This is a genomic window from Bacteroides sp. MSSM.1001136sp1_RTP21357st2_D2_RTP21359_211015 (genome assembly GCF_040913205.1).
Lineage (GTDB): Bacteria > Bacteroidota > Bacteroidia > Bacteroidales > Bacteroidaceae > Bacteroides > Bacteroides ovatus.
In genome coordinates, this window is sequence record NZ_JBDFVF010000004.1 from 77,854 (window position 1) to 104,275 (window position 26,422).

Here is a 26,422-nt window from a genome sequence, read left to right on the forward strand (position 1 = left end):
TACTTGTAAAATGCGGATAATCGAATTTAAGAGAATTCTTATTTTCTTTCGATAACAATGTTGTCGAGATACAAGTCACCGGCACCTGATGAATTGGCTTTCAATTCAAACGTATTTGCCCCTTTTCGTAAGGAAACCGACATTAAGGCTGTATTCCATACAGTATTGTCATTATCAGTTTGTGCAAACTCCGGGGTACCTACTTTGGTATTGTTTATATACATATCTACGGTATTGACTGTAGCCGACGGAGCACGATAGCGAATACGGATTGTATATACACCATCTTCCAGTGCAGTAACAGCATCACGTACGGCAGCTGCAGAACTAGTACCGAAGTTTATATATCCCTGTGCTGTGTAGTTACGTATCGGCTCCGAATCTCCTTTTGTCACTCTCTTAGTCACATTCTTAAAATCAAAGCATTCAGCCTCATACTGATAAGCGCCCTGATAAATTTGTGGAGAAGCGGGAATCTGGATAGATGCTGCAGTAGATACAGTTAAACGATCGGTGGCTTTTCCTGAGCAATTGACCGTCAAATCCAATGGTCCGTTATGAGTGACAGTCAGCGTATATACATCTTCTTTCCAATTCTCGGAAACTTGTGCAGTACCATTGGCTCTGGAAGACACAGAATGAGTTGGTTTGGATGTACATCCATATATCTTGATTACCTCCGTCTTGCTCGAACCACTAGGGTCATAGTTATTCATGTAGAAGGTGAGCTTATTGGCATATTCTTTTATAACACTTACAGTATATTTGGAGTAAGCCAATTCCATCTTGTCACATGTATTGTATTTAAACGGAATTGCAGCATTCCGTATTCCGGCAAGTCCGTTATAAACCACCCAACCATTTTCTATACGTCCTGCATAAAGTTCTCCCGTATACTCTTGCGGGAACCAACGGTTGAATTTTCCAACTTTAGTATTTACATCGCTCCAAGATCCTTCGAAAGTTGATTGGTTGATTTTATACTGGAATGAATTAGCTACATCGTCACACAATTCGAACGCAACAGGAATCGTAGGATAACGGCCCGTTTTCTTAAAGTAACAATGATTATCCCAAAGATTACCATCATCATCGCGAAGGTAAAGCCCTTCATGCAAATTCTTCGGGCTGCTGTATTTAGCATTATCATCACCGGAATAGACATCTTGAAGAATCACCACTTTCGTGCGGTCAATAACTTCTTTCCGGGAAGGAATACGAATTGTTTTATCAATAATCTTACGGAACATATCTATATTGATATTGACAAATTGCGGAAAACATTCCCAATTACGGCTCTGATAACCATCACCTACACTGACTGCATTCGTCTCCTTAAAACATTGCTGCCATATAAGTTCAGGTCCGTCAATAACAGTCTGACCTGTCAGCATCACATGCTCTATAATAGGCAGCGCACCGGCAGCCGGCGGGAAATCCTTATCGCCATTCTGTCCTTTCTCCTCTGTCCAGCCGCATTGGTCGAAACGGATGCCGTACTGACCTGCAAAACCGGAGAGCCACGTGCCTAAACAAATTCCTTCGACATTGAAGAAGCCACTTTGCGTGGTGTATTTTTCACACATAATGAAATTTTCAGAGTACAACTTGGCAGTTTGGGCAAAATCAGAATTACGCTTCACAAGAGCAATAGGATTAATATTAGCCGACCAAGTATTACCACAGAAACTAACTACCAAATATCCTCCATATTTATGAGTAAGTTTCAAAAGTTGATTCCAGTGAGCCACTCGTTGTAACCACGATACAGAGAACTGGTCATCATACCCCCAAAACTGCTCGCAATAATTGAAACCAAGAAAGTTGGGATATTCTCTGAAAAACTCATCATATACCCGAACCTTATCGTCACTTTCAAATTGACTATATAAGCTGACATCCTTAAAATGACTAAAACCGCCGCTTGAAGGCTGCACCATCGCCCACACATTATTTTCAGCACACGTCCTCAACCACGACTTTGCTATCTCATAACCATACTCGCTTACATTATAGATCCCAGTAGCCTCATCATGACTTACAGACAACGAGATGTTAAAAATGGTAAACGGACGAATATCAGCAGGGATAAGATCTATGATTTTCTGAGGATCGGCATAATTCCATGAATCGATATGAACAAACCATGCCGGTTGTTCAGGAGAAATAGGACGGCGTAACGCCCCCGTTACCGGGGGAATTTCGGGATTGTCTCCTTTAAAAAGATTCAGTTCGATGACAGGTGTCCGGTCGGTAAAAGTGAAACTGACAGATTCGTCACCAATAGTACTCACTTGTTTAAACTGACTGGTAAGTTTGCCGCTCACCGCCTTGTCAAGGGTACGAGACTTAGCTCCGTATTTTACAATCCAATAGCCGTCAGTGTTGATATCCACTATCGGTGCAACTGTATTGTTTTCATCCAACACCTTGACTTTTTCATCATTCTCAAACGTTAGCCAGGCATCATCAAGAGTCCAATAATATTCATCATGTTCTACTTTGGCACCTACTTTTGGAGAATAAACTACATCCTCTCCTCCGCCTTCCAATGCTGCTATCTGAGCATACATACTGAAGCTTGTACCATCCGACAACTCAATCGTATAACTCGCACCATTATTCACCGGATTGTATGTCTTTACAGCCAGGTCCTGTTGTTTGGCCTCAATAAGCTTACGTAATGCCTTGACATTAGTATTAATATTCTCGACAGCCGTACCGGGTTTCGGTACGGAAGGAGCGTCAGGATCAATGACATCGTCATCTTTACAGGAACCAAGAATACATGCACAGCATACTATTCCGAGAAAAAGTAGGTATGATAGCTTACTTTTCGTATTTAACAAATTCATCATATTCCAACTAGTTATTATTATCATTAAAATGTCAATCTGACTGAAGTTATACTGTTAGCAGATAACAACACCGTTATACCTTCAGCAGATTCCATCAAACCAGTATCGATCACTTCCATATTTTTTGTTTCGTTCGTTTCAACGGCACTTGCTTTTTTTATTCCTGCTAATGGTATTTCCAGCCATTGAGAAGCACCATTCAGATTCAATAATACGATAGTCACTTCACCGGTCTTTTCATCCAAATAAGCAGTAGCACAGACTTCTTCATTATTTGTAACTACCTTAATACGAGTTGTTTCTGTTGCATATTGAGCATAATGGGCCATAATATAACCATTCTTTGTGATTTCTCCTTCACTCGTCGGACTCCGTTTGTCCGTATCGCCCATCAAACCATAAAAGCGCTTCAAATACCAATATATATAAGCACTGCAATACCCCTCCATACACATGTGAATCTCTTTACCAAGATGATTGAGACTGTATTGCCATTTCAGGAATTCCCATTTCGAAGAATCATCAGAATTCTCACCGTCATTAAAAAGATGTTCTGTCATCCACCATGTCTTTCCTTGAATACGTGAATACACACCACAGATGTAATCGTGGCGGTTCTTAACATATCCGCTACTCAAATCTGTAAACCCTTGATAGAGATGTCCGGCTAGAATATCCGTTTGAGCAAATGCTTCGGCGTTGTTGATAATAAGATCAGTATATTCAGGCTGCATACCACAGGCTTCCGGTGACATCAGTTTCACTCCTGTTTCCCGTATCCTTGCTCCGTATTGTTTTACAAAATCCACTACTTCAGAAGGAGTCCAGTACGTAAATTCCATATCCGGTTCGTTCTGGACAGAAATCGCATAGAGGTTCACCCCTTTTTCCTTCATAAATGTAACATAACGGATAAGATGGTTTGCATACGCTTCATAGTTCTCTTTTTTAAGGTGTTTCATTTCCTTTCCATTCACCGTGATTTTATCTGCAAGCGCATCTGTACAATCCCATGGACATGCAAAGATAATTGCTCCGTTAGCTTGTGCTGCCTTTGCAGCTTCTACATCTGCACTCCAATCTGATTCGTTGGGATAAATCATCAAGCGAAGGATAGAATATCCCAATCCGCCGGCACCATACATTTTGTCTAATTGTGGTGCAGAAATAAGATTGTCACCACACCAGATCTTCGGATTGTACATGCCGCCAAATCCTACAACCGGCTGATACTTCACCATAGGATCAACAGTTAGTGTAACCGACTTGAATGGCGGTTCTTGTTCTACCAACAAATCAACAGTTGTTTCATTAGTTTTATCGAACAAGTGAATGGTTTGCGTACGCTTTTTCATCGTACTGTTTGCCCCACAAGATACACGAACCTTCGTGTACTGTTTTTCCCCACTACTATTCCCACCTGATGTAGGAGTAACGCTTTTTACGATCTCTCCTTCACCGATAGTTATCTCCCAAGAAGTCTTCGCCCATTCCACCACAACATCCGTCTGACTTTCCCCAGTACTCACAGTAATGGATTTTTTAAGAAAGAACGCATACGCGCCCTTTCCTTCATCCATTTCTTTTTTTTCATCTTCCCCTCCCGAACAAGCCCCCAAGAGAATATTCGCAAGAAAGAGACAAAATAATAATGTAATATTCTTCATATATAAATAGTCCTTTTAATCCAGAGGAGAGGATTATTTCAATCCGTCCACTATACCTTCATACATTTCATTACGGTTATAGTCCGATGTCCAAGGACACAGTTTATAACCAGTATTGGTCTCTGTAATACCCGATATAGAGATTCCGTATTGCTTGTCCGCAGGAATAAGTCTTCGATACTCCTGCATGATAAAAGCCATATAAGAAGCAGCGGCAGCTCTATCTTCTTCTGTTAATTTATTAATCGCAATAAAGTTGCCATCCAGTTCTTCAACCATCATGCTAAGATCGGATACCCGTATCAGTTTACCAGTCTTACCTAATTTATCAAACAGATTGGTGATCATCGTTTTATTGCCTTCCTGGAAAACAACATCTTTGGAATAAATTGCATTAAGAAGAATATTGTACCCGTCAATTTTGGTAACGTTGTCTGCTTCCCAAGCATCAACTAAAGATATGAGTTCATCAGCCATATTCCCCATTTCATCATATTGACCAAATGTGTTGCTGACAAAAAGCTCAAGATCTACATTGGCATTCTTCACTGTATCACGGGCAATCTTCACGGCGGTACGTGCATAGTCTACTTCACCCAAATATTCACCCCAGTTAAATGTATTATCATTAACAGTCTTATCCAAAGGATTACCAATTATATTCCAAGCTTTTACACTCTTCGTTTCATTCACACCTGCATACACCATACCACCAATCCATTTTTCCATTTCTTTAGTGAAGATTTCCTTTTTCTCTTCTGGAGTCTTTTCGATATGTTGTGGCTTGGCTTCCCATGTAAAAATCAAATTATCGATGTATGCTGTCCAGTTGCCAGAACTGGAACCGATCGCAAATGTTATTTCATTGAGGTCTTTCATTACATTGGGTATCTCAATTGTAGTAGCTGGAACCGCTTCACCCAAAGCAGTGTAAGTACCTTCCTTCACAAAGGTCACAAATACACCATCACGTTTCCAAGTATCATTCTCTGCGTAACCGTAAGCAGCTGCATTTTGATGAAGATTTAATAACTGACCATTAATTTTCACGTACATTCCATAACCATACATCCCCTTTAAAAGGCGCATATCCATTGACATGCCGGTATAATCTCCAAGGGTCTTGCCTTCAGCTAACTTAACTGTAAATTCCGGGAAGTAATGCGAAGCCTGATCTATGTAAAGTACATGACCAGTCTCTCTTTCTGGATCTTCTACTACAGTAGCTGTACCGCTATTGGGAGCACCAGCTCCAGCAACCATAGGATACACTGTATTCAGATTATCCCCTTCAAAATTGATAACCGTAGTACCTTTTCCGGATACTTCATAGTCCATAGAAATATTATCCAGATAAAATTGTGCACTAGTGGATGCAGAACCTATCGCTAAATCAAATTCTGTCAGACTTCCAAAACTTTCAGGTACTACCAATCCGGGAGCAGTAGCATCTTTCAGATTAATTGTTCCTTCACGTTTCCATTTGTCACCTGCACCACAGAAAGTAGCTCCATTCGTTCCTAAATTAAATTCCTGTCCCTGAATGAAAACTCGCAAACCTGTTCCATAAATTCCGTGATCTTTTACAAAACGCAAATCTATATTCAATCTGACATAGTCACCAAGCTTTCTACCTCCAGGTAAAACTACGTGAAACTTAGGATAAGAATAAGCTGCTTTTACATCATCTGTTCCCACATGCAAAACATGTCCACTTTCACCAGTAGGATCCTCTTCGACTACAGCCGAACTATTGCCAGTCATAGGATAACTTGTACCAATTTCATCATTTTCGAAATTAAACAATTTAGTCGTTCCTTTTTGTACTTCCACCGGAATATCTATCGGCTCGATAAGCTTATTATAATATGCGGCACGCTGTCCTTGGTTTGAACAAAGTACCCCTCCATAAAGAGTCACGCCAGCCTCCGCTGCTACATCGGCAGCCGTTTGCATGCCACCAAAATTGTAAGTACCGTCCTCCTTTAGTGTATTTAGCGGATCATAAGAACCGTTCATATCCACTGCATCAAAATTGGTAAACACTGTACTGAATGCAATTTCTTTCTTTACAAATTCGCTTCCCGGTACATTTACAGCTAACTGAAAAGGTGTGCCACTACGGTCAATATACGACTTCAGCAGGTCAAATTGAGCTAAATATTCGTTGATAGCTGCATTCTGTGGTTTCTCTACTTGAAGCTGGCAATTATATTCGTCTGTACACGACATTATCGACGCAGCGATCAGTGTAAAAGCAATTATCTTGTTATTGATGTATTTCATATACTCTTGATTTTAACGTTCATATCAAAACATCATTTTCTCACTACTTCGAGTGACTTGCCACCATACACATTACGTGTACGTAACACCAAAGTGTCTTTTGTTGCAAGCTGAATGTTATTGTCTGTCAAATTGACTGTATAGTCAAGATAAATGGCATTCCTGTCTTTTCCGCCAAGACTATTTTTCTCACCTTTGCTGACAAACTTGCCACTACCGCTTACCACTACATTCTGCGAACCAGAGTGTACAGTGCACGAACCATCTTCTGCAAATGACAAACGAACAGTATAGCTAATATCCTTACCACTTTCATCCTTGGTTTTCAATGTCAAAAGATTGTCTTTCATACTTTTAGTAGAAATATTCACAACTTCATCATTTTCCACAAACTGTTCATGGCGAATAATATCTTTTGATGTACCTGCTACAGTAGCATGATCAATACCACGACGCAAGTACTCTCCGTGCCAAGGATTCACATACTTCACTGCATACAAGACAAAATTCTGCGGCAATATGCTCCAATCACCGGCATTAGTTAACACCGGATTTTCAACAACTGGCTTCCCTTGCAAAATAGAGTCCGCCCCCTGAACATTAGTCATCAACAAAGGAATGACATAATTCTCACTGATCGATTTTTCATCAGCAAAAAAATCATCCGTCAACTGCACTTCTACTCCCGCCATTATTTGCCCTTTAGGAATCGCAATTCGATCGGAAGCCAACGTGTAATAAGAAGCCGGCATAGGGACAAGAGGCTGATCTGTATCTTTAAAATAAAGATTGTCACACAAGGACTCATCCACTTTAAAGTTTATCACCACATTGTTTCTATTAGTATATCCTCCACCCCAAGCAGCTTTTATTATCATTTTATGCTGATTGTCAAGAGTATTATCCACAAATTCACTCTCACCAAGCTCTATGGTACGAAGTCCGTATTGGTTGGCAAAATATACTGTCTGGTAATCGAAATCAGGAAATTCATTGTCACTACTTTCGCATGACGTCCAAGTAAGGATCAATAAAACCAGTCCGATATATGCTAAGTTCTTTTTCATAACGTACTTTTAATTAAATATAATTCTATAATTATTTCCACCCTCTATTTTGTACAAGGTTGCTGAACTTGAGTATTTCAGAATTTGGAATCGGGCAATAATACATGTAATCTTCATAATTACGTTCTTCGACAACGAATTCATTAAAAGAATGTCCATCTCTGTCCCAGTCGATACCACGTACCGGCTCGTTCAAGTTTTCTTTCCAACGACGTATATCCCAGAAACGGAAACCTTCAAAACAGAGTTCCAGACGACGTTCATTACGGATAAGATTAGCCATTTTGTCTCTATCGCCCGCACATTGTTCCAGATAAGGATCAGAAGTACCGCCTATACCGGCACGCTTACGAATAGCCTTGATTACATCATAAGCCGAATAACCATTTCCATTATCTCCTTTAGGTCCCCACGCTTCATTAGCCGCTTCAGCATAAGCCAAATACATCTCTGTATAACGAATACGTGGAATATAATGCTGCTGATTCGTAACCGATCCGAGCGCACGATTTACATCCATACGCAGTCTTTTCTTCATATAATAACCGGTACGTGTAGATCTCTGCTCTTTCACATCTATACCGTCATCAGTGCCCGATTTGCGCCCTGTATATATAGGTACATCGCCTACTCCAGCTATACTTCCGTTATAGATAATATATTTTGCCAAACGAGGATCACGTCCATTATAAGGATTATTCTTATTATAGTTACTGTTAGCAATGTCCGAGATAGGATACCCATTAGCCATAGGGAACGCATCAACAAGGTTTTGTGACGGATTCATATTGCCACTACCATTCAAAGAAGGCGGAAAGTTATTTGCCTCCTGTGAATTGGCAGCCTCACTATTACTAACATTTTCACGCCAAATAATCTCTTTAGGATTAATGCCTTTTTGCAAGTTCTCTACTACCTCTTTTGAATAATATTCCACTCCTTTATCATCCAATCCGCCCAATCCTCCATTGTAGTTGAGTACAGCGGCAGCCGCATTAGCAGCATCGGCCCATGAAGCAGGATTAGAGGCATCCTGAAAAGCCGGACTAGCAGCCAAAAGAGCTGTACGAACACGATAAGCACGTGCAATCAGACCATTGAATAATTGACGGGACTTCTCTCCCATTACAGTATTATATTTACCTTTATCCTGAGTAATACTCTGAAAATCGGCAGGTACCTCATTCACATCATTATACTCCCAAGGAAGTAATTCTTCGGCTTTTTCCAAGTCACTATATATCTGCTGTACACAATCAGCAAACGAAGCACGAGGTAAATTAAGGTCCGAGTTTATAGTAAGATACTCTGTCAAACGAGGTACACCGAGCAATTCTCCGTTTTCTCCAAATCCAGCATGTGCACGAAGCAAATAGTATAAAAACATACCGCGAAGTCCATAAGCTTCCCCCTTGGTACGACGAGCAAACAATTGTGCTTTCTCTGCATCATCCGACCACCTTACCTTATCCACATTTTCTAGGAAAAGATTGATATACTGGATAGAACTGAACGAATTGGTCCATTGATTGATAGGCGTCCATAACCGGGAAGTCCAACCACCGGTAGCCATCGTGAGAAATGCATTGTTCTTCTGATTAATGACAGCATCATCTGTTGCATATTCACTATTATCATAGTATCCCGGAACGCAACGGTACACATTCACCAGGAAGCCTTGTGCATATTGAGCATCGTCGTACATCTGTTCCACATCCTTGAAGTTCTCAATGGCCGGCTCGAAAAGGTCATCGCAACTATTCAGCATCAAGGCAGCAGCTACCAAAAATATTATTTTCTTTTTCATATTATGTACTATCTTTTTTAGTTAGATTTAGAATGCGGCCTTAAAGCCTAGATAGAAATTCCGGTATTGGGGAGCCCCCAAACTCATCTCCATATACTCACGTTCTTTTGCTATTGTAAGTAAGTTGCTTCCACCACAATACAAGCTAAGTCCACGTATGAAAGTTCCGTTGAAAGTATCTGTAGGAAAATCATAAGTAAGCTGCACATTACTCAAACGGAAAACATTATTCTTGTACATCCAGAAAGTAGAATTACGGAAGTTATTATCACCATTGCTGGTAGAAAGACGAGGATAAGTAGCTGTTTCTTTCGTTTCTTCAGTCCAACGTCCCATAACGATTTCTGAGAACTTGCTCGTACCTCTGTTCCAGTAATAAGAATTATTTTTAAAAGCCACCGCACCGGTTTGTCCCGATCCCATTGCAAAAAGAGTAAAGTTCTTGTATTTCAATGTCAAATTCAAACCAAAAGTAAATGGTGATGTAGACCACCCGCCTGCACCCAGATCAATCTGGTCATCACTATTGATTACACCATCACCATTGATATCCTTATACTTCAGGTCACCGGGACGAACTGTGCCGAATGTCTGCTTGGCATGTTTCTCGATATCAGCCTGATCTTGAAAGAAACCTTCGCAAACATATCCATAAGTTGCATCAAGTGCACGCCCCTGGCGCAACAAATAAGACTCATTCGCCACTTCATCACGAATAGAAGCTTTTGAAGAAAATACCATTCCATTAAACCCGAGAGTCACGTCGAAATCACCTATCTTTTTATTTGCACTTAGTGAAAAATCAAAACCAGTACGTTTGTCTTCATTATAATTGATCCAAGGTAAAAATGAAAGATCTGTACCTAAATCGAAAAACGAAGGATAAATAGTAGAAGCACCTTGAGTTAGAAGTCCACTAGTCTTCTGAGTAAAATAGTTCGCATTAATTCTCAACAGTCTATTGAATAAAGTGGCGTCTATACCTGCACGAACTTCCTCACGAGTGATAAAGTCAAGATTCGGATTGTCACCTCGTTTTGAACCGGTCGTATTACCACCCACCGTTCCGTCATACCATTGAAACCAACCGCCTTTGTCAGAAAAATAGCCCTTATACATATAGTAATCAGAAATATCAAGATCCTGATGCAACTTGGCATAAGAAGCCGTAATCTTCAGATCGTCCACAAAGCCTACACTTTCCATAAACTTCTCTTTACTAAGTCTCCATCCCAAAGTGACCGATGGAGAAAAAGCGTTGCGATTTCCTTCCGGCAACTTGGCTGAATGTACCAAAGCACCACTAAAGTCTGCATAATATTTATGATCGTAATTATAAGAAGCACGCAATCCCAGATTTACGTTGCTGGTACGATGATAATCACTACTCTCATGACCTTCATCAGCCGAACTTTGTGTCTGATATCCCCATCCCAACAAGGTCGCAGATACATTATGGAATGTCTTAAATGTACGGTTATAATCAAACTGTGCACTGAAAGTCATGGTCTGGTCGTAAGTCGATTTACCTACATATTCGTTAGTTGATTTTGTATCATCATTGAATTTGGTAAGTCCGATAATCATATCCTTACCATTCACATTAGACCATTTAGGCTCATAAATAGCATACTTTTCAGCATAAGCTTCTGAATAATAAGAAGTGTAATCTACGCTATAAGCAGTTTTGAAAGATAAGCCCTTTAACAAGCCTCCAAGATCCGCCATCACAGCCACATCAAACATAAATCTACGTGCTTTTTCCTTCGTATATCCAGCAGCAAGCAATTCGGAAAACGGGTTTGTCGTGTCTGCCGAAGTACCTCCTAACAGATACTTACCGTCTATAAGATGATTGCTGTTAGTTATATATTCCTGTATATATGCAACATTAGGATCCATCATATCAATGGGTAATAATGGTGCAAACCAGTTGGGGCGCAATGTAGAAGCCGCTCCCCAAAAGTCACCACGGCCTTGATAACTATTGTCAAAGAGAATAGCAGCATTAGTAGTTGCTTTAAGCCATGAAGCCAGTGCCATATCCACATTACCACGTACATTAAAACTCATATCATAAGCTTTCTTTGACTCACCGTATTTCAACAGGCTATTAGCATAATTCATACCGAAGTTCAAGTAATAATGAGTCTTTTCATTACCTCCATACACTTCACCCGTAACATCAGAATTAGTATAGAACTTTCTTAAATAATCTGAACTATAAAAGTCTATGTCCGGATAACGATAAGGATTAGTACCCATTGCTGTGTTATAAATAGTACCGGCATCATACCTTTCTGCTATACCGTCATTACGACAAGCTTCATTGTACATGGTCATATAACAATCTGCATCCAAGTACTTAGGATAAGCCTTCGGGACATTCACCCCTACATTGGCACGAACATCGATATGCATGGGTGAATCTTTGCCTCGCTTGGTAGTGATAAGAATTACTCCTTTCGCGGCACGGCTACCATAGAGTACCACAGCTGCCGCATCTTTCAGCATAGATATACTTTCCACTTCCGAAGCCTTTACACTTGATGCACTACGAGGCACACCGTCTACCAGTACCAACGGTCCTTGTCCCCAAAGGGATGATCCATTGTAACCACCGACAAAACTTTCAAGGCCCACAAGGCTATTATTGTTAGCAGTCTTCTTTGTCAGCTCTGACGTGTTGACAGTAGAAATGGCATGAGTCAAATCTTCCTGAGCAACTTTGCCGAAAGCCACATTCACTAAGCTGTCCTTGCTTTCCTCCTGTGCCTGCACACCTGTCATGCTAAGCAATGACATGGCAAAAACAGTACAGCCGATATATATAAACTTTCTATTCATATTTCGCGTCATTATTAGTTAATACGTCATGATTACCATCCCGGATTCTGGCCAAAGCCTTCATACAAGTAAACATCTGCTTTGGGTAATGGCAGCCAATAGTGTCTGTCGGTATACTTTCTCTCCACCAGTACCACTTCTTTCAAGTTCATGATTTCATTCTCCTCCGGATGCTCTTTGTTATAGCTTGCGGTAGGGACACGGTCAAACTCAATCTTTGTCTTCAAGGTATAAGGACTCTTATCAAGAAGCATCCAACGACGGAGATCCATAAAGCGAAAGCCCTCAAAAGCAAGTTCTACGGCACGCTCGCGGCGAATCTCACCAAGAAAGTCTGTCGTATTTCCAGTAAATCGATCAAGTACGTGAGCCACACCGGCACGATCACGAATCTCATTGATAGCATCTTCAGCCGTCATATAGAAGCTAGAAGCTTTACTTTGCGGAGAGCCATAACCTACAGCCGTTGCCTCCGAGTACATCAGATAAACATCCGCTAAACGCATCAAACTTAAAACAGCGTAGTGAGCACCTCTGACGTTAGCATTATTCACTATTTTTAGACAGAGCTTACTATTCATATAACCTGTAAAACACCCTTTCTGTGGATCTTTCTCTTCACTGTCCGCTCCATTCGTATACAACTGGCAATATTGTCCGTTTCCAGTTTCTCCACACCATTCACCGTCAAATATGATGTCTTTATAAAAACGCGGATCACGATTTTTCCAAGGATACTTAGGATCATATCCTGATTCTGCATCGGCTTTTGTCATATCTTTGATCGGATAGCCATTAGCCATACCAAAATAATTTACATAATTAGCAGTCGGATAACATTTAATACCAGCATTGATATGAGAACGCGGACGAAAATCCGTATTCATGTTATAGTTCCAACGACCATCATACTGCACTAAATTTTCGCGGAAGATAGCTTCTTTCACCCCGTTAAGTTTACCGCCGGAATTGTATACGACAAACAGGTCGTTATAATTTTCCATATCTGCTAATTCATAGCGTTTAGTATCCTCAACAATCTTCAAAGCTTCGCCAAAAGCTTCAGCTGCACGCTTACAACGTCCCGCATCATACTCTTTGTCACCTCCGGAAGCCCAGTTCATTAGCGGACTACCCGCCCAAAGCAATGTCTTCCCTTTATAGGCCAAGGCCATAATTTTATTAATACGAGTATCATTCAAACCAAGAGTAGCTCTACCAGCAGTTGTTTGATCCCAGTCAACGGGAAGCAAAGGAATAGCATGGTCAAAATCAGCCACACATTTTTCAGCACACTCTTGCCAGGTAAGCCTGGATAATGCAGGAGCAACATCCGGCGGTAATACTTGGTCAACATAAGGCATTCCACCCCACCATTCCATCAACATAAAATGAAACCATCCACGGAAAAAATAAAGTTGTCCTTCAATAAGATTACGTTCTTCTTCTGTAGCACTTACCAAATTACCAAGATTAGCTATACCAATGTTAGCCTTACGGATACCATACCAGCAAAGTTTCCACAGATTACCCTTATCACTGCGTTCCTGTGAATTAGCCTTTCCACCACGTATAGAAGAAGGATAAGAATAATAACAGGTAGTCCATCCCCAGAAATCACCATAGTCAATATTACGGGCAAAGAGGCGAAGCTCCTGTGGCTCCCAATAATCTTCCTCACCAAAATTAAAACTAGTATGATACTCACTGTTTGATACAACAGGTATACAGTTATAGAGTTCCTCGGTAAATCCCTGGAAATTCTTGAAATTCTTATATGGATCATTCTCTTCAATGTCACTATATGGAGATTTGTCCAAATAGTCAGTACAAGAAGTAGCTCCCAACATACCGGCCAAAGTGATGACCGACGTAAGGAATATTTTATTAATATACTTATTCATAGTCTTTACTTAGTATTTATAAAGTAATGTCGATACCAAGATTGAAACGGCGCATTGTCGGATAAGCACCATCAGAAGAACTATATCCGGTATTAGATTCGCGATCATCCGGCATTTTAGTCCACATATAAAGATTATCACCGTTCAGATATATACGGCAGTTTTTGATCCCCATCTTCTTCAACCAGTTTGATTTTTGGAAAGTATAGGACAATTCAACGTTTTTCAAACGCAAATAAGAACCATCGTACCAATATCTAGTGCCTGATGCTGCTTGATCAATAGTGGTCCCCCAACGCGGTGCGGGCAGAGTAGCACTCCCATCGGGAGTCCAATAATCACCTTCAGCATAAGCTACATGAGCAGTGCTACGGAACGTCGGGAAATTGACTTCACGAGTCACATTGTTTACTCCATAGAACTGTGCAAAAATGCTAAATCCCTTCCATTCTGCTCCGATTGAAGCATTGTAAGTATTCTGAGGCATCGTAGAATACTGATAGGGAGCACGGTCATCAGCATCAATTACACCGTCGCCATTAAAATCGACAATGTTATAATCCCCAGGGAGTTTTGCATCATTACCCGTTGTCCAAACCGGACTTCCAATCACGTCATCCCATGTAGCAAGATTACCATGATCAATATAAGAATATACCTGATTAATGGCATGTCCCGCCCCTTTCTGGTAATCAGGTTTCAAAGGTGCATCATCACGGAATTTCACTTTGTTGACAGCATGAGTCATGCTAGTATTGAGCCAAGCACGAATACCATTATTAAAAGTATGGTTCAATCTCAACTCCAACTCATAACCATGACTGCTCACTTTACCGAGATTAGCATAAGGAGCATCAGTTCCAAAATAAGAAGCTATCGCTCTATCGCTTCCCTTCACTAAAATATCAGTACGAGTGTCATTGAATATATCCACCGAACCGGCAACCGCCCCTCCTAAAAAAGCATAATCAATACCTAAATTTCTCTTTTCTACAGTTTCCCATGAGATATTAGGATTCCCCAGTCGACTGATTGTATAGTAAGTATAAGGAGTATTGGCAGGCTTAATATTACCCATTAGTGTGTTACCTCCATAATCCAACTGATTTTTATATAAGAAACGACCATCTGTAAATCTTTGCCAAGGCTGAACCACCGCATCATCTCCCACTCTACCCCAAGAAGCTCGTAACTTCAACATATCGAGAAATTTCAGGTTGTTCTTAACAATTTTTTCCTCGCTAATCATCCATCCTAATGAAAAAGAAGGGAAAAAAGCAAAACGGTAATCAGGACCGAACTTCTCTGAACCATTATAGGCACCATTAGTTTCGAAGAAGTAGCGCATAGCATAATTATAAGTTAAACGAAACACCCAATCTTCACGATAAATAGGGAACACACTGCCCGACGCTTCTTTCAAACGACTGAAAAGAGCAAGAGCAGTCACTTCATGTTTACCGAAATTTCGTGCATAATCCATTTGCATGGAATAATAAAGCTTACGATAAGTAGCACCAGTATTCACGCTACCAGCCTGATGTTCCCAATAGATAGGATTGATAATAGCATCCAAACCGGTACCAAGCTCCGGTTGTTCCAAAATAATTTCTCCAGTATCAGGTCTAACCCACATACGCTGAGAATTATGATACATATCATTGACGCCACGCTTATTCTCAACGAATGTATAGTCCATTGAGAAATTAGCTTTGAATTTCAGCCCTTTGGTAAGCATATGCAAATCTTGCTCAAGGATAAAATCTGAAGTCATCTTTGTAGTCGTACGTTTCTCCGACCCTGCTACAGCCAGTTTGTATACGGAGTTAGGCACATCGGCATCACGAGGTTGATACCATCCCCACATACCGTTAGAATAAATCGGACGCATGGCATCAGGAGCACTTTTATAGGCTGCTGCCCAAAAAGTTGCATCTTGGTCATTATAGTCCCATGGTACGGTACGCTGAGCATTCGATCCAAATAGATTGGTAGAAAACTTTGTAGTTTTAGTCAATTGGAAATCCAAATTACTACGCACATTAATACGATTATAGCCAAAACCATAATCATAGCCACGACGGTTATCATATACTTTAAACAAGTCACCCTCACTTACAAAATCAGCCGCTGCAAAATAACTGACAATTTTTGTACCTCCGGAAACATTGACACTGGTATTGTAAGACATGGCTGTACTATTAAACAGTGCTTTTTCCCAATCAGTATTAGGATAACGATCCCATTCTTCCGCATTGGCAGGATGACGATACTTATCAATAATGGAAGTCGGAGTATAGTCATTCCAGCCATTAGGATTAAGACAAGCCTCGCGTTCAATAGAGTTATTCAACAGATAAAAAGTATCGTATGCATCATACTTCTCCGGTAGTTTGGATGCCACCTTTGCTGTTACATTAGCTTTGATTTGCACACTAGCTTTTCCTTCCTTACCACGTTTGGTAGTTATAAGAATTACACCATTGGCACCCTTCACACCATAAACAGCCGTAGCAGAGGCGTCTTTTAGCACTGAAATATTCTCTACAGACGAGATATCTACCGAACTCATCTCACGTTCAATACCATCCACCAATATTAAAGGTTCACTATTATTCCACGAGCTCTGTGTACGAATGATAATCTGAGGATCTTCTGCACCAGGCATACCAGAAGAAGCAGAAGTAATAACTCCCGGCAAAGACCCTGTCAATGCTGAACCAAGACTAGTTACACCACCGGCACGTTCCAGTGTCTTGCCACTTGTCTGCGTGATAGCACCTACCACTGACGCTTTCTTCTGTTGTCCGTAACCTACAACTACTACTTCTTCCAGTTGTTTGGTATCATCTTCCAACGTCACTTTTATCATCCCTTTGGAAGATACTTTCACTTCCTGTGGTTTCATTCCTACATACGAAACAATAAGGACGGACTTCTCACTGGGCACAGTCAACACAAAATTGCCATCTATATCTGAGATCGTACCTACTGAATTATTACCTTTTAAAGTTACCGAGGCTCCAATGATTGTCTCACCATTACTGTCAAGAACCGTTCCCCTCACCGTTATCCCTTTCTGTGCTGATGCTGTTACAAAACTAAACAACATAAGGAGAAACAGGTAAGGAATTTTTTGAATTTTCTTCGTTACATTTTTCATTACCATTAGTTTAAGATGTTAATTAACTACATTGTTTTCTAATCATCATTCTTTTTTTAATTGCATTAGCTATCATTATAAATATCACTCATAGTTACTAGTATTAGATTTATATAAAAAAAATAATTATTTGCAAGTAGCGTATAATCCAATTGTAGTACCGGTAAATCCACCAGCCGTTGTAGTAGAGAGATAACTGGGATCTACATCTTTACAAAGCAGTTTCCAGCTTTTTTCACCATCAATAGAATAATAGAAATCGTAACCAATTCCTTGAGATACTAATTTCAAATATACTTCATTTGTATCTGCGTCTATTTCATCTGAAGCCAATGTCTGTTCCTTTTCACCGATTTGTTTCAGAGAAATATTTTTATTCTCACCCACTTTATTCAAGCAGAAGAAATATTGATGTGTCTCATCTTTAAACAACAGCATTCCGGCTGTTTCCTTATCGTTAGAAGGATTGAACAACATACGTGTAGCACATTCAAATTTATGATGTTGTAACCGACGACAAACAAATGCCGGAGTTTTCTTTTCCGTAGCGCTAATATCTGCACACTTCAAGGTCAGGTATCCGGGTGTTTCCGACAAAGAATATAGATCGGATGCAGAAGTTCTTAAAGTCATCCATGGCATATCAAGTACAGGAGAATCAAAGTTCGCTACTAACTCGAAATTACCATAAGTAACTGTCGTATCGCGTTTCACACCTTCACGTTTTACAATCATAGGTACTAAATCATCGCCTTGTGTCATGTACGAGAATCCATCTTCACTCCATTTCACCGGCATCATAAATGTTTCACGTCCCAAATTCTCAAACTGATTATTAATAGGGCGACAAGCCAGAAAAACAGCCCACCAATCTCCCTCTTTTGTTTGAATCAAGTCTGCATGACCAGCACAGGTTACCGAATTAGGACGGTCAGAATTCAAATGTCTTTGCGTCAGAATCGGATTGTTTTTCCATGGAAGAAACTTACCCATCGGAGAATCACCACGGAAAATCACTTCCGAGTGCCAGTTTCCCGTTCCACCTTCGGCGGACATCAAGAAGTACTTTCCATTTATTTTATATAAATGAGGGCCTTCTATCCAAATTGGTTTGTCTGCCGGTTGAGCTCCTTTGTTTACAAGAATTTTACGGGGACCGACCGTCTTATCTGTTTTCACATCAAACTCTTGTATACGTATAGTACGGTGTCCGCTATATTCAGGCTTATTATCCGGAGCCTCATCATTATTAACAATATATGCCTTACCATCTTCATCAAAAAAGAAAGAAGGATCAATACCTCCGACCTCCGGCAACATGACGGGTTCCGACCATTCACCAAACGGGTCTTGCGTCTTAACAAAGAAATTTCCGGCTCCTACATTGGTTGTTACCATATAATATGTCTTGTTATACGGATTATAAGAAATAGCCGGAGCAAAAATACCGCCACTCACTTTCTGTCCTTCCATATTCACTAATTGCGAAGCACGGTTCAACACATGCCCTATCTGTTTCCAATTCACCAAGTCTTTGCTGTGAAAAATAGGAACACCGGGGAAATAAGTGAATGTAGATGTTACCAGGAAATAATCACCTTCTCCATTTGTGCAAACACTAGGATCAGAATACCATCCCGGCAAAATAGGATTATAGAAATAGTCTTCATCTGACAGAGGATTGGAAATATAAAAATCATCATTTCCTTTATAAGAAAAATAATCAAAGAGAGCCACAGATTTTCCAATAGCCGGTAATTGTTGTTCTTTCTTTGAGTTACATGACATCATTGTTATCCCCAACATAAATATGGAGAGCCGGACGATTGACATTAATTGTATTACCTGTGTATTCTTCATAATACCTCTTATTTTCTTTATAATCAAATATGAATTACTGATCTTTTTCTGCAAAGATATGCCAGCTTATAAAACTACAAACATAATTATGTTACGGGCTTCTTTTCCTAAATAACATCTTCATTTTCAATGTTACATCTATCTTTCCCCTTGTAGCACGCCCTAATAATTACACTGATTATAAGCACATTACAATCTTATTTTTTTTGAATAAAAGCTATTCAAATTCCCAATAATCCAGATTGAAAAGTTTGTTTCCTTTCTCTCCTTTAAAGCAGAAATAAAGATCATGTACACCCTTTGCATTCTTTATCCGGCATGACATCTGTTTATATATATCCAGTCCTCCTGTCGGTGATATACTGACACTGCCTATTACCGGACCTTCAGTGCTGTCCAGACGAATTTCTATCATTCCGCCTTTTTCAACACAAGCTGCGCTTACACTGAATTTCTTTGCTCCCTTCTTGCCAAAGTCGACACCACGCACACACAGATATTCATTATCATCAATATCGGTTATATACAAACCACCATTCTTATGATTTTCAGCTTTAAGACCATATCCCCAAGCCATCGTTTCAGCTTCCACTCTACGGTAAGGATTAAAGTTTTCAATCTGTTCCAGTTTCGTCTCCTGCCAATAAGGAACTTCCTTAATAGTTCCATCCGGATTATAATGCATTTTTGCAACAGAGACCGAACGGCGTTCCTTATGATCCAAAGTCTCCAAATGAAGCAAATCATAATTTAGGCCAAATACATAAGAGCTACCTTTATAATCGATAATTCCAGGATGATTTCCTCTACTTCGCTCTGTTGGACGCATAATATATCCTTTTGTACTCCATGGTCCGGTAGCTTTGTCGCTCATGGCATAGCCAATCCCTTCCGGACAACAAGTTGAAGCGAAAGCCATGTAATAATGCCCGTTCCGTTTATACACCCACGGACCTTCCTGGTAATGTTCCGGTTTATTTTCCACTTGTACAATTTCCCCCGAATATGAAATCATATCCTCATTCAGTTTCACATAATAAACATTCGGATTGCCCCAATACATATACGCTTGTCCGTCATCATCAATAAATACGGTCGGGTCAATGTCATACCAATGCTCCTTTTGCCAAACCAACGGTTTGTTCAATGGGTCTTTAAAAGGGCCGTAAGGAGAGTCGGAGACCAATACGCCAATACCATTACCATGAATCGGGCAATACATATAAAATTTGCCATTACGTTCGATGACTTGTTCTGCCCAGGCACCGTTATCACGTTTCACCCAATCAAAACTCTTCAGAGAAGCGACAGCTCCATGATCGGTCCAATTGACCATATCGGTGGAAGTATAAAGTAACCAGTCCAACATTTTGAATCCTTCGGCATCATCCTCATCATGAGTTGTATAAAGGAAAACGGTATCATTATATACCATCGGAGCCGGATCAGCGGTATATTTTGTCTGGATAATAGGATTTTGTGCCACTCCTGAAGTAGCGACAGTCATTGCCAACAAAAACGACACGCCTAAAAATTTTAAGTTTCTCATATTCTTTTATTTTAAATGGTTTTAGATTCTACTACTTTACATTTTTATTTTCAGCTGTTTTCCTCTATACTCTATGGTCTTTCCATTGATACTTTCTGTCACATCTATTCCCGACTTTCTATCAACTTTTACCAACTTCAATTTGCGAGATACAGTCATACCGGAATATCCACCTTTCCGGTCAGAGATTGTCAATGTGTTATTTTTATCATTCCAAATTATTTCAAAACTTGAAGAGTCCCCCTTCTCATAATTGTAATTGTCGCCTTCATCTTCATAGACCGTAAATGAAGAATCGGCTCCCGGATAAACCCGTATCTCCCACTCTGCATCTGTTTTTTCCGAGGTATATTGCATAACCGGCCCCATTGGAATGATAGATCCTTGACGCACCAATAGAGGAATTTTATTTATCGTTGCTTCAGCGACAATCCATTGTCCGCCCTTATATTTTTTTCCGGTCCAAAAGTCAATCCAATCGGCTCCATCCGGTAAATACACACGACGCACCTTATCTACATTTTCCAAAGGATGGGAATCTACCGAATAATACATAGGATTGGTGACAGGAGCAACCAATAAAGCTGGTCCGAACATAAATTCATCTTTTAAGTCAGCAACCTGCATATCCTTGGCAAAGTCAAACGCAAGTGTTCTGGTCATTGTATAATTTTCACGGTGAACCTTGCCTGCTAAAGAATAGATATAAGGAAGTAAGCGATACCTTAAATGAATCACTTTAATCAAACTATCATAAAAAGGCTCATCCGGTTTACCAAAACGCCATACTTCACGAGGAGTATCGGAACCATGACTTCGAAACACCGGTAAGAACGCTCCATATTGAAACATACGAGTGTATAATTCCCGATAAGCCATATCAGCCACTCCTTTATCATAGTCGCCTTTCCAGAACCATTGAGGTCCATTTTTTGTAAAAAAGGCCCCAATATCTACTGTCCAATAAGGGCAGCCTGTAGCCATAAAATTTAACCCGGCAGGAATCATTTGAGCAAAAGATTGCCAAGTTGCATAAGTATCACCGTTCCACGTTATTGTAGAATAACGTTGCTGACCTGCGTAACTAGAACGGGTAAGATTTACAACACGCTTATCTTCATTTGTAGAACGTTGGTTCTCATAAATTCCCTTCGCATGATATAATGAATACAACTGGCTTCGCTCTGCCCCCAATACACTATTCAGCAAATTCGTGTTTAACTCCCAACGTTGCCGATGATTATCCGCTCCATAACCATCCTTCATAAAAGTCCAATCAGCATCTAATGGTTCTGAAGCGTCACACCACCATGCATCAAAACCATTACCAAAAAACTCATTATTCGCATAGTTCCAGTATAATTTTCTTGCCAACGGATTAAAAGCATCATAGACAGAGGTGCCGCTTAACAACCATCCCTTTCGTTTAAATTCCTCATGTTGAGGACAGTTCATGGCATTCGGCCATATTGATATCATTAATTTAGCATGTAGAGAATGAATTTCATCTGCCAGTTTTCTTTTGTCAGGATAGAATTTAGGATTCATACTCATATTCCCCCATTGGCCTTCCGGCCAATAGTTCCAGTCCTGTACAATCATATCGATCGGTATTTGCCTTTGGCGATACTCTTTTAAGGTATTAATTAAATCATCGGAACTGACATAGCGTTCTTTAGATTGAATATATCCAAAAAGATAGAGAGGCATCATTGGAGAATTGCCTGTCAATAAACGATAATTAGCAACCACAGCATCCATCGTCTTACCTTTCATAAAGTAATAATCAATCTGTTTAGCTGCTTCAAGTTCTACAAAACTCCCTTCCGAGTTATCCTTAAACATCATGGCACATCCCGCGTCAAACAGTAATCCATAACCGGCTGTTGAATTTAGCACCGGTACCATAGCTTTCAAATTATGCTGGCACAGATAAAGTTCCTTACCACGCAAATTCATATAGTCTTCCATGTGAGCTCCCCACCCATATAAAGCCTCCAACGGTTGCCATTTAAAATTAATCCTATATTTCCAGGTGTGCCCTATGATATCATAACGCAAAACATTTTTTATTTCTTTATCACCATCCGCAGTTTTCTCTATATGTTTTGAATGTTCATCATATATGACTTGCTTCGTCACTCTCTTTTCACTGATTCGAGGTATATTTTGATCTTCCTGCAATAATAATCTCCCCTCTTTATCCAAATAAGTGATAGAAGCAGTACTTAAATCAACTCTGACTATCAAGCTATCCGATTTTAATAAATAACAATCTGGATTTGGGGTATATACCCAACGAACAGGATTATCAACTGTACGTGACAAACAAACATCCGTTCCATTTCCCATAAACGTATTTTCCCCCGTATATTGAACTCTTACCACATCCGGAGTCACAAACTCGACTTTTAATATGCCTTGTTCCAAATCACAAGAAATACCATTTACAAGAACAGTAGCCTGCTTAACCTGTGCAAAAGCAGTGAAAGCATCTGTTAAGATCATAAACAGAATCATTAACCATGTCACAAAAAATCGTTCTAACTGATATTTTTTCTTCATAAATAATATTGTCATAAATCCATTTTTTGTGAAATATAAACGATAGCATCACACAGCGCTATACGCCAATAATCCCAATCGTGCCCTCCTTCCTTTACCCGGAATTCATAAGGGATATTCCGGTCGCGAAAAGCTTTAATCAGATCCACATTAGCTTCATACGTAAAGTCTTTATCTCCACAATCAATAAACCAATGTATCTTTTTCCACTTCAGAATCTCGTCTGCAGTTCCTGACTGTATTGTGTGAATCGGATTATTATCATCAATTAATTGCTGACGCCATGGAGCAGAAGGATCATCTTTCAGAAACTCTAAATACTGACTGCGAAGATAACTGCTCATACCATATACAACATTAAACATCTCCGGATGATATAGACCATACACAATAGATGCTCCGCCACCCATCGAGTATCCGGCAAGTGACCGGAATCTCTTTTCAGACTTTATCCTGTAATGAGTTTCAATATAAGGCACAAATTCGTAAAAGAAAAAGTCCTCATATTTCCAATGGGGAGCATTGAACCAAATCATATTATTCTTATTCGCCTCCGGACATACGATAATCATTTTAGATGACAGTCCTTTGGCAACCAGAGAGTCAGTAACCACCTGTAAATTGCCCCAATGAACCCAATCTGTATTCGAGCAATTTCCACCATGTAATAAGTATAATACCGGATAACTACAGGTATCCGATAAATAATAATCATCCGGCAAATATATCGTATATTCCCGCTCTGTAATACCTTGCAACATTGTGCATGGCATTTTTCTATATTCTACCCGGCTCTTTGCGTGGACTTCCTCCAATATGCAGAAAAAGAATATAAATACAACAATATACTTCATATTACATTTCATAATAAACTACTTAGTAATCAGTATTCCGCCATTGCAAGGAATAGATAGCTGCAGTTCCTGCTTTTTCCCTATTTCTATTTGTTTCACACCACCCTGTAATGCCTTATCATCACTAAACAGTCTCACCTTTTCTCCATTGGAGAACATCGGCAAATTAACTTTAAGTTTCAGTGTTTCCTTCTGCGCATTTACTCCGGCAATATACCATTTGTCTCCATGACGACGGGCAAGAATAACGTATTTGCCAGGATAACCGTCAATGAAACGTACCTCATCCCAAGTCGTTGGAACCTCTTTCATAAAATCAATAGCCCACGACGGAGAATCGGTCAGGTTATTCGGTGCCAGAGCAAAATGCTGTACCGGACTTTGAAATAGAACCGCCGTAGCCAGTGCGTAGACATCTGATGTCACCCGCCGGCTTCCCCGTGGAGCATTATCCGCATTATAATATTTGTTCAATGCACTACCTCCAAAATCCATGCTACCCACAGTATTACGAATAAACGGGTGCAAAGTAGCATTAAAGGCCTCATGATCACAGCTGCCTTGAGAGAAATGAAGATTTTCACTAGCCAATACAGCCTCACTCGATGCGAAGTTAGGATACATACGTTCCCAGCCACGAGGCAAAGTACATCCATGGAAAATAACTAAAAGACCGTACTCGTTTGCATCCGACAAGATATCCTCATACAACTGCATAGTCATTTGCTTGTCACCTCCGAAAAAGTCAACTTTTATTCCACGGATACCAATGCTTTGCATCCATTTCATCTCCTTACGTCTGGCTATCGCATTATCCATAATACCTCTCGGAGTTTGCGGAGCATCATTCCAATACCCATTCGAATTATACCACAAATAAAGAGCTACCCCTTTGTCCTTCCCATATTTAGCCAATTCTTCAATTTTATCACGTCCTATTTGTTTATCCCACAAGGCATCCACCAACACGGACTGGTATCCCATTGCTGCCGAAAAATCAATATACCGGAGTTGCTCTTTATAATTAGTACTTCCATCCATACCGATAATCCAGCTCCATGAACCCCGGCCATACGTATACTCTCCTTTTGCCGAATAAAGCGGTTTTACAACATCAAAAGGAACCGTTGTCTCCACTATTGGAGCCAAAGTCTTGCCCACAGTAATAGTACGCCAAGGCGTCTCGCCCGGTAATGCTATCCCCGGAGAAACCGTACCATTCCCATTTGCTTCACCTTCTTGCGGAAATCCAATGGTATACACTCCTCCTTTGTGTCCCAACAGACGGCTCGCACAATATCCACCATTTACTCCCGTTTCGGAAACAAGCACCCAACCATTATCTCCATTACGGAATAGGCAGGGAAATGTATATCCTTCTCCCCAGCCATTTTTGCCTGCGACATCATCTGCTGTATAAGACGTCTCATAACTTGGAGAAGTACGGGCAAATCCCCCCATCGGTTTACTTTGCGGACAAAGGAAAGTGGTGGTTCCGTCAGGAAACACAAATCCTGTGACTTCTTGCTTAACCACGCAACTTAGTGTCTCACCTTGCGGATACATCCTATATTTAAAAGCAACATCGTTATTACTTATGCGGAATATAACATCATAAATTGTTTTCCCTTGTTGTGTAAACGAAAATACAGCTTCATTTGCCACATAATGTACCTTACTCTTTTTAATAGAAGCCAACTCGTATGTTTCATCTATTTTATTGGTTGAAACATTCTTCTCCAGCGACATCCCCGATGAGAAATCTCCTATATTTGCAATCATCCCCAATGGAGATGGCTTCAAAAAGAGAATATTGTCATAACTAACAGAATAAGAAGGTCTTCCATCCATATCTGAGACTGTTACTACCAACTTTCCATCAGGACTTGTTATCTGTTTATTTTCTGCACTTGCAACACTACTACCCAATAGCATAGCCATTACTATAAAAAACTTCATCATATTTCTATTTTTCAGATTCTTCTCTACTGACAT

The 26,422-nt window shown here is 40.1% G+C and carries 13 protein-coding genes; all 13 read right to left on the minus strand.

Going from position 1 to position 26,422, the window contains the following annotated elements; genetic code table 11:
* Positions 1-38: 38 nt before the first annotated feature.
* On the minus strand, positions 39-2,858 hold the full coding sequence (locus AB5217_RS04430; protein ID WP_070782497.1) for a glycoside hydrolase family 98 domain-containing protein: 2,820 nt from the start codon (positions 2,856-2,858) through the stop codon (positions 39-41).
* 23 nt (positions 2,859-2,881) lie between these two features.
* The gene (locus AB5217_RS04435) at positions 2,882-4,525 is read right to left on the minus strand and encodes a glycosyl hydrolase (protein ID WP_070782496.1); all 1,644 of its coding nucleotides are present in this window, start codon (positions 4,523-4,525) and stop codon (positions 2,882-2,884) included.
* A gap of 33 nt (positions 4,526-4,558) precedes the next feature.
* Positions 4,559-6,811, minus strand: coding sequence for an endo-1,4-beta-xylanase (locus AB5217_RS04440; RefSeq protein WP_070782495.1), 2,253 nt, complete (start codon positions 6,809-6,811; stop codon positions 4,559-4,561).
* Positions 6,812-6,843: 32 nt separating this feature from the next.
* Positions 6,844-7,878, minus strand: a complete 1,035-nt coding sequence (locus AB5217_RS04445; protein WP_070782494.1) for a DUF5627 domain-containing protein — start codon at positions 7,876-7,878, stop codon at positions 6,844-6,846.
* A gap of 31 nt (positions 7,879-7,909) precedes the next feature.
* Entirely contained in the window at positions 7,910-9,685 is a 1,776-nt protein-coding gene (locus AB5217_RS04450) for a RagB/SusD family nutrient uptake outer membrane protein (protein ID WP_070782493.1), read from the minus strand.
* 27 nt (positions 9,686-9,712) lie between these two features.
* Positions 9,713-12,532, minus strand: coding sequence for a SusC/RagA family TonB-linked outer membrane protein (locus tag AB5217_RS04455; RefSeq protein WP_070782492.1), 2,820 nt, complete (start codon positions 12,530-12,532; stop codon positions 9,713-9,715).
* A 32-nt stretch (positions 12,533-12,564) separates the two neighbouring features.
* Complete coding sequence (locus AB5217_RS04460; protein WP_004299665.1) at positions 12,565-14,436, minus strand: RagB/SusD family nutrient uptake outer membrane protein; 1,872 nt, start codon at positions 14,434-14,436, stop codon at positions 12,565-12,567.
* Between the two features lie 16 nt (positions 14,437-14,452).
* Positions 14,453-17,605: a SusC/RagA family TonB-linked outer membrane protein gene (locus AB5217_RS04465; protein WP_004316139.1), complete on the minus strand. Its 3,153-nt coding sequence runs from the start codon at positions 17,603-17,605 to the stop codon at positions 14,453-14,455.
* Positions 17,606-17,725: 120 nt separating this feature from the next.
* Positions 17,726-19,459 carry a glycoside hydrolase family 43 protein gene (locus tag AB5217_RS04470; protein WP_070782491.1) on the minus strand — a complete coding sequence of 578 codons (1,734 nt, stop codon included), beginning with the start codon at positions 19,457-19,459 and terminating at the stop codon, positions 17,726-17,728.
* Positions 19,460-19,676: 217 nt separating this feature from the next.
* Positions 19,677-21,008, minus strand: a complete 1,332-nt coding sequence (locus AB5217_RS04475) for a glycoside hydrolase family 43 protein (protein WP_032847279.1) — start codon at positions 21,006-21,008, stop codon at positions 19,677-19,679.
* A 36-nt stretch (positions 21,009-21,044) separates the two neighbouring features.
* Positions 21,045-23,516, minus strand: coding sequence for a TIM-barrel domain-containing protein (locus AB5217_RS04480; protein WP_032847297.1), 2,472 nt, complete (start codon positions 23,514-23,516; stop codon positions 21,045-21,047).
* Between the two features lie 68 nt (positions 23,517-23,584).
* On the minus strand, positions 23,585-24,334 hold the full coding sequence (locus tag AB5217_RS04485; RefSeq protein WP_050486430.1) for an alpha/beta hydrolase: 750 nt from the start codon (positions 24,332-24,334) through the stop codon (positions 23,585-23,587).
* Positions 24,335-24,445: 111 nt separating this feature from the next.
* On the minus strand, positions 24,446-26,422 hold the full coding sequence (locus AB5217_RS04490) for a glycoside hydrolase family 97 protein (protein ID WP_032847276.1): 1,977 nt from the start codon (positions 26,420-26,422) through the stop codon (positions 24,446-24,448).

Excerpts from the sequence above, each read along its gene's own strand:
- AB5217_RS04430 (WP_070782497.1), bottom strand. The coding sequence starts at position 2,858 with ATGATGAATTTGTTAAATACGAAAAGTAAGCTATCATACCTACTTTTT.
- AB5217_RS04435 (WP_070782496.1), bottom strand. The coding sequence starts at position 4,525 with ATGAAGAATATTACATTATTATTTTGTCTCTTTCTTGCGAATATTCTC.
- AB5217_RS04440 (WP_070782495.1), bottom strand. The coding sequence starts at position 6,811 with ATGAAATACATCAATAACAAGATAATTGCTTTTACACTGATCGCTGCG.
- AB5217_RS04445 (WP_070782494.1), bottom strand. The coding sequence starts at position 7,878 with ATGAAAAAGAACTTAGCATATATCGGACTGGTTTTATTGATCCTTACT.
- AB5217_RS04450 (WP_070782493.1), bottom strand. The coding sequence starts at position 9,685 with ATGAAAAAGAAAATAATATTTTTGGTAGCTGCTGCCTTGATGCTGAAT.
- AB5217_RS04455 (WP_070782492.1), bottom strand. The coding sequence starts at position 12,532 with ATGAATAGAAAGTTTATATATATCGGCTGTACTGTTTTTGCCATGTCA.
- AB5217_RS04460 (WP_004299665.1), bottom strand. The coding sequence starts at position 14,436 with ATGAATAAGTATATTAATAAAATATTCCTTACGTCGGTCATCACTTTG.
- AB5217_RS04465 (WP_004316139.1), bottom strand. The coding sequence starts at position 17,605 with ATGGTAATGAAAAATGTAACGAAGAAAATTCAAAAAATTCCTTACCTG.
- AB5217_RS04470 (WP_070782491.1), bottom strand. The coding sequence starts at position 19,459 with ATGAAGAATACACAGGTAATACAATTAATGTCAATCGTCCGGCTCTCC.
- AB5217_RS04475 (WP_032847279.1), bottom strand. The coding sequence starts at position 21,008 with ATGAGAAACTTAAAATTTTTAGGCGTGTCGTTTTTGTTGGCAATGACT.
- AB5217_RS04480 (WP_032847297.1), bottom strand. The coding sequence starts at position 23,516 with ATGATCTTAACAGATGCTTTCACTGCTTTTGCACAGGTTAAGCAGGCT.
- AB5217_RS04485 (WP_050486430.1), bottom strand. The coding sequence starts at position 24,334 with ATGTTGCAAGGTATTACAGAGCGGGAATATACGATATATTTGCCGGAT.
- AB5217_RS04490 (WP_032847276.1), bottom strand. The coding sequence starts at position 26,422 with ATGTCAGTAGAGAAGAATCTGAAAAATAGAAATATGATGAAGTTTTTT.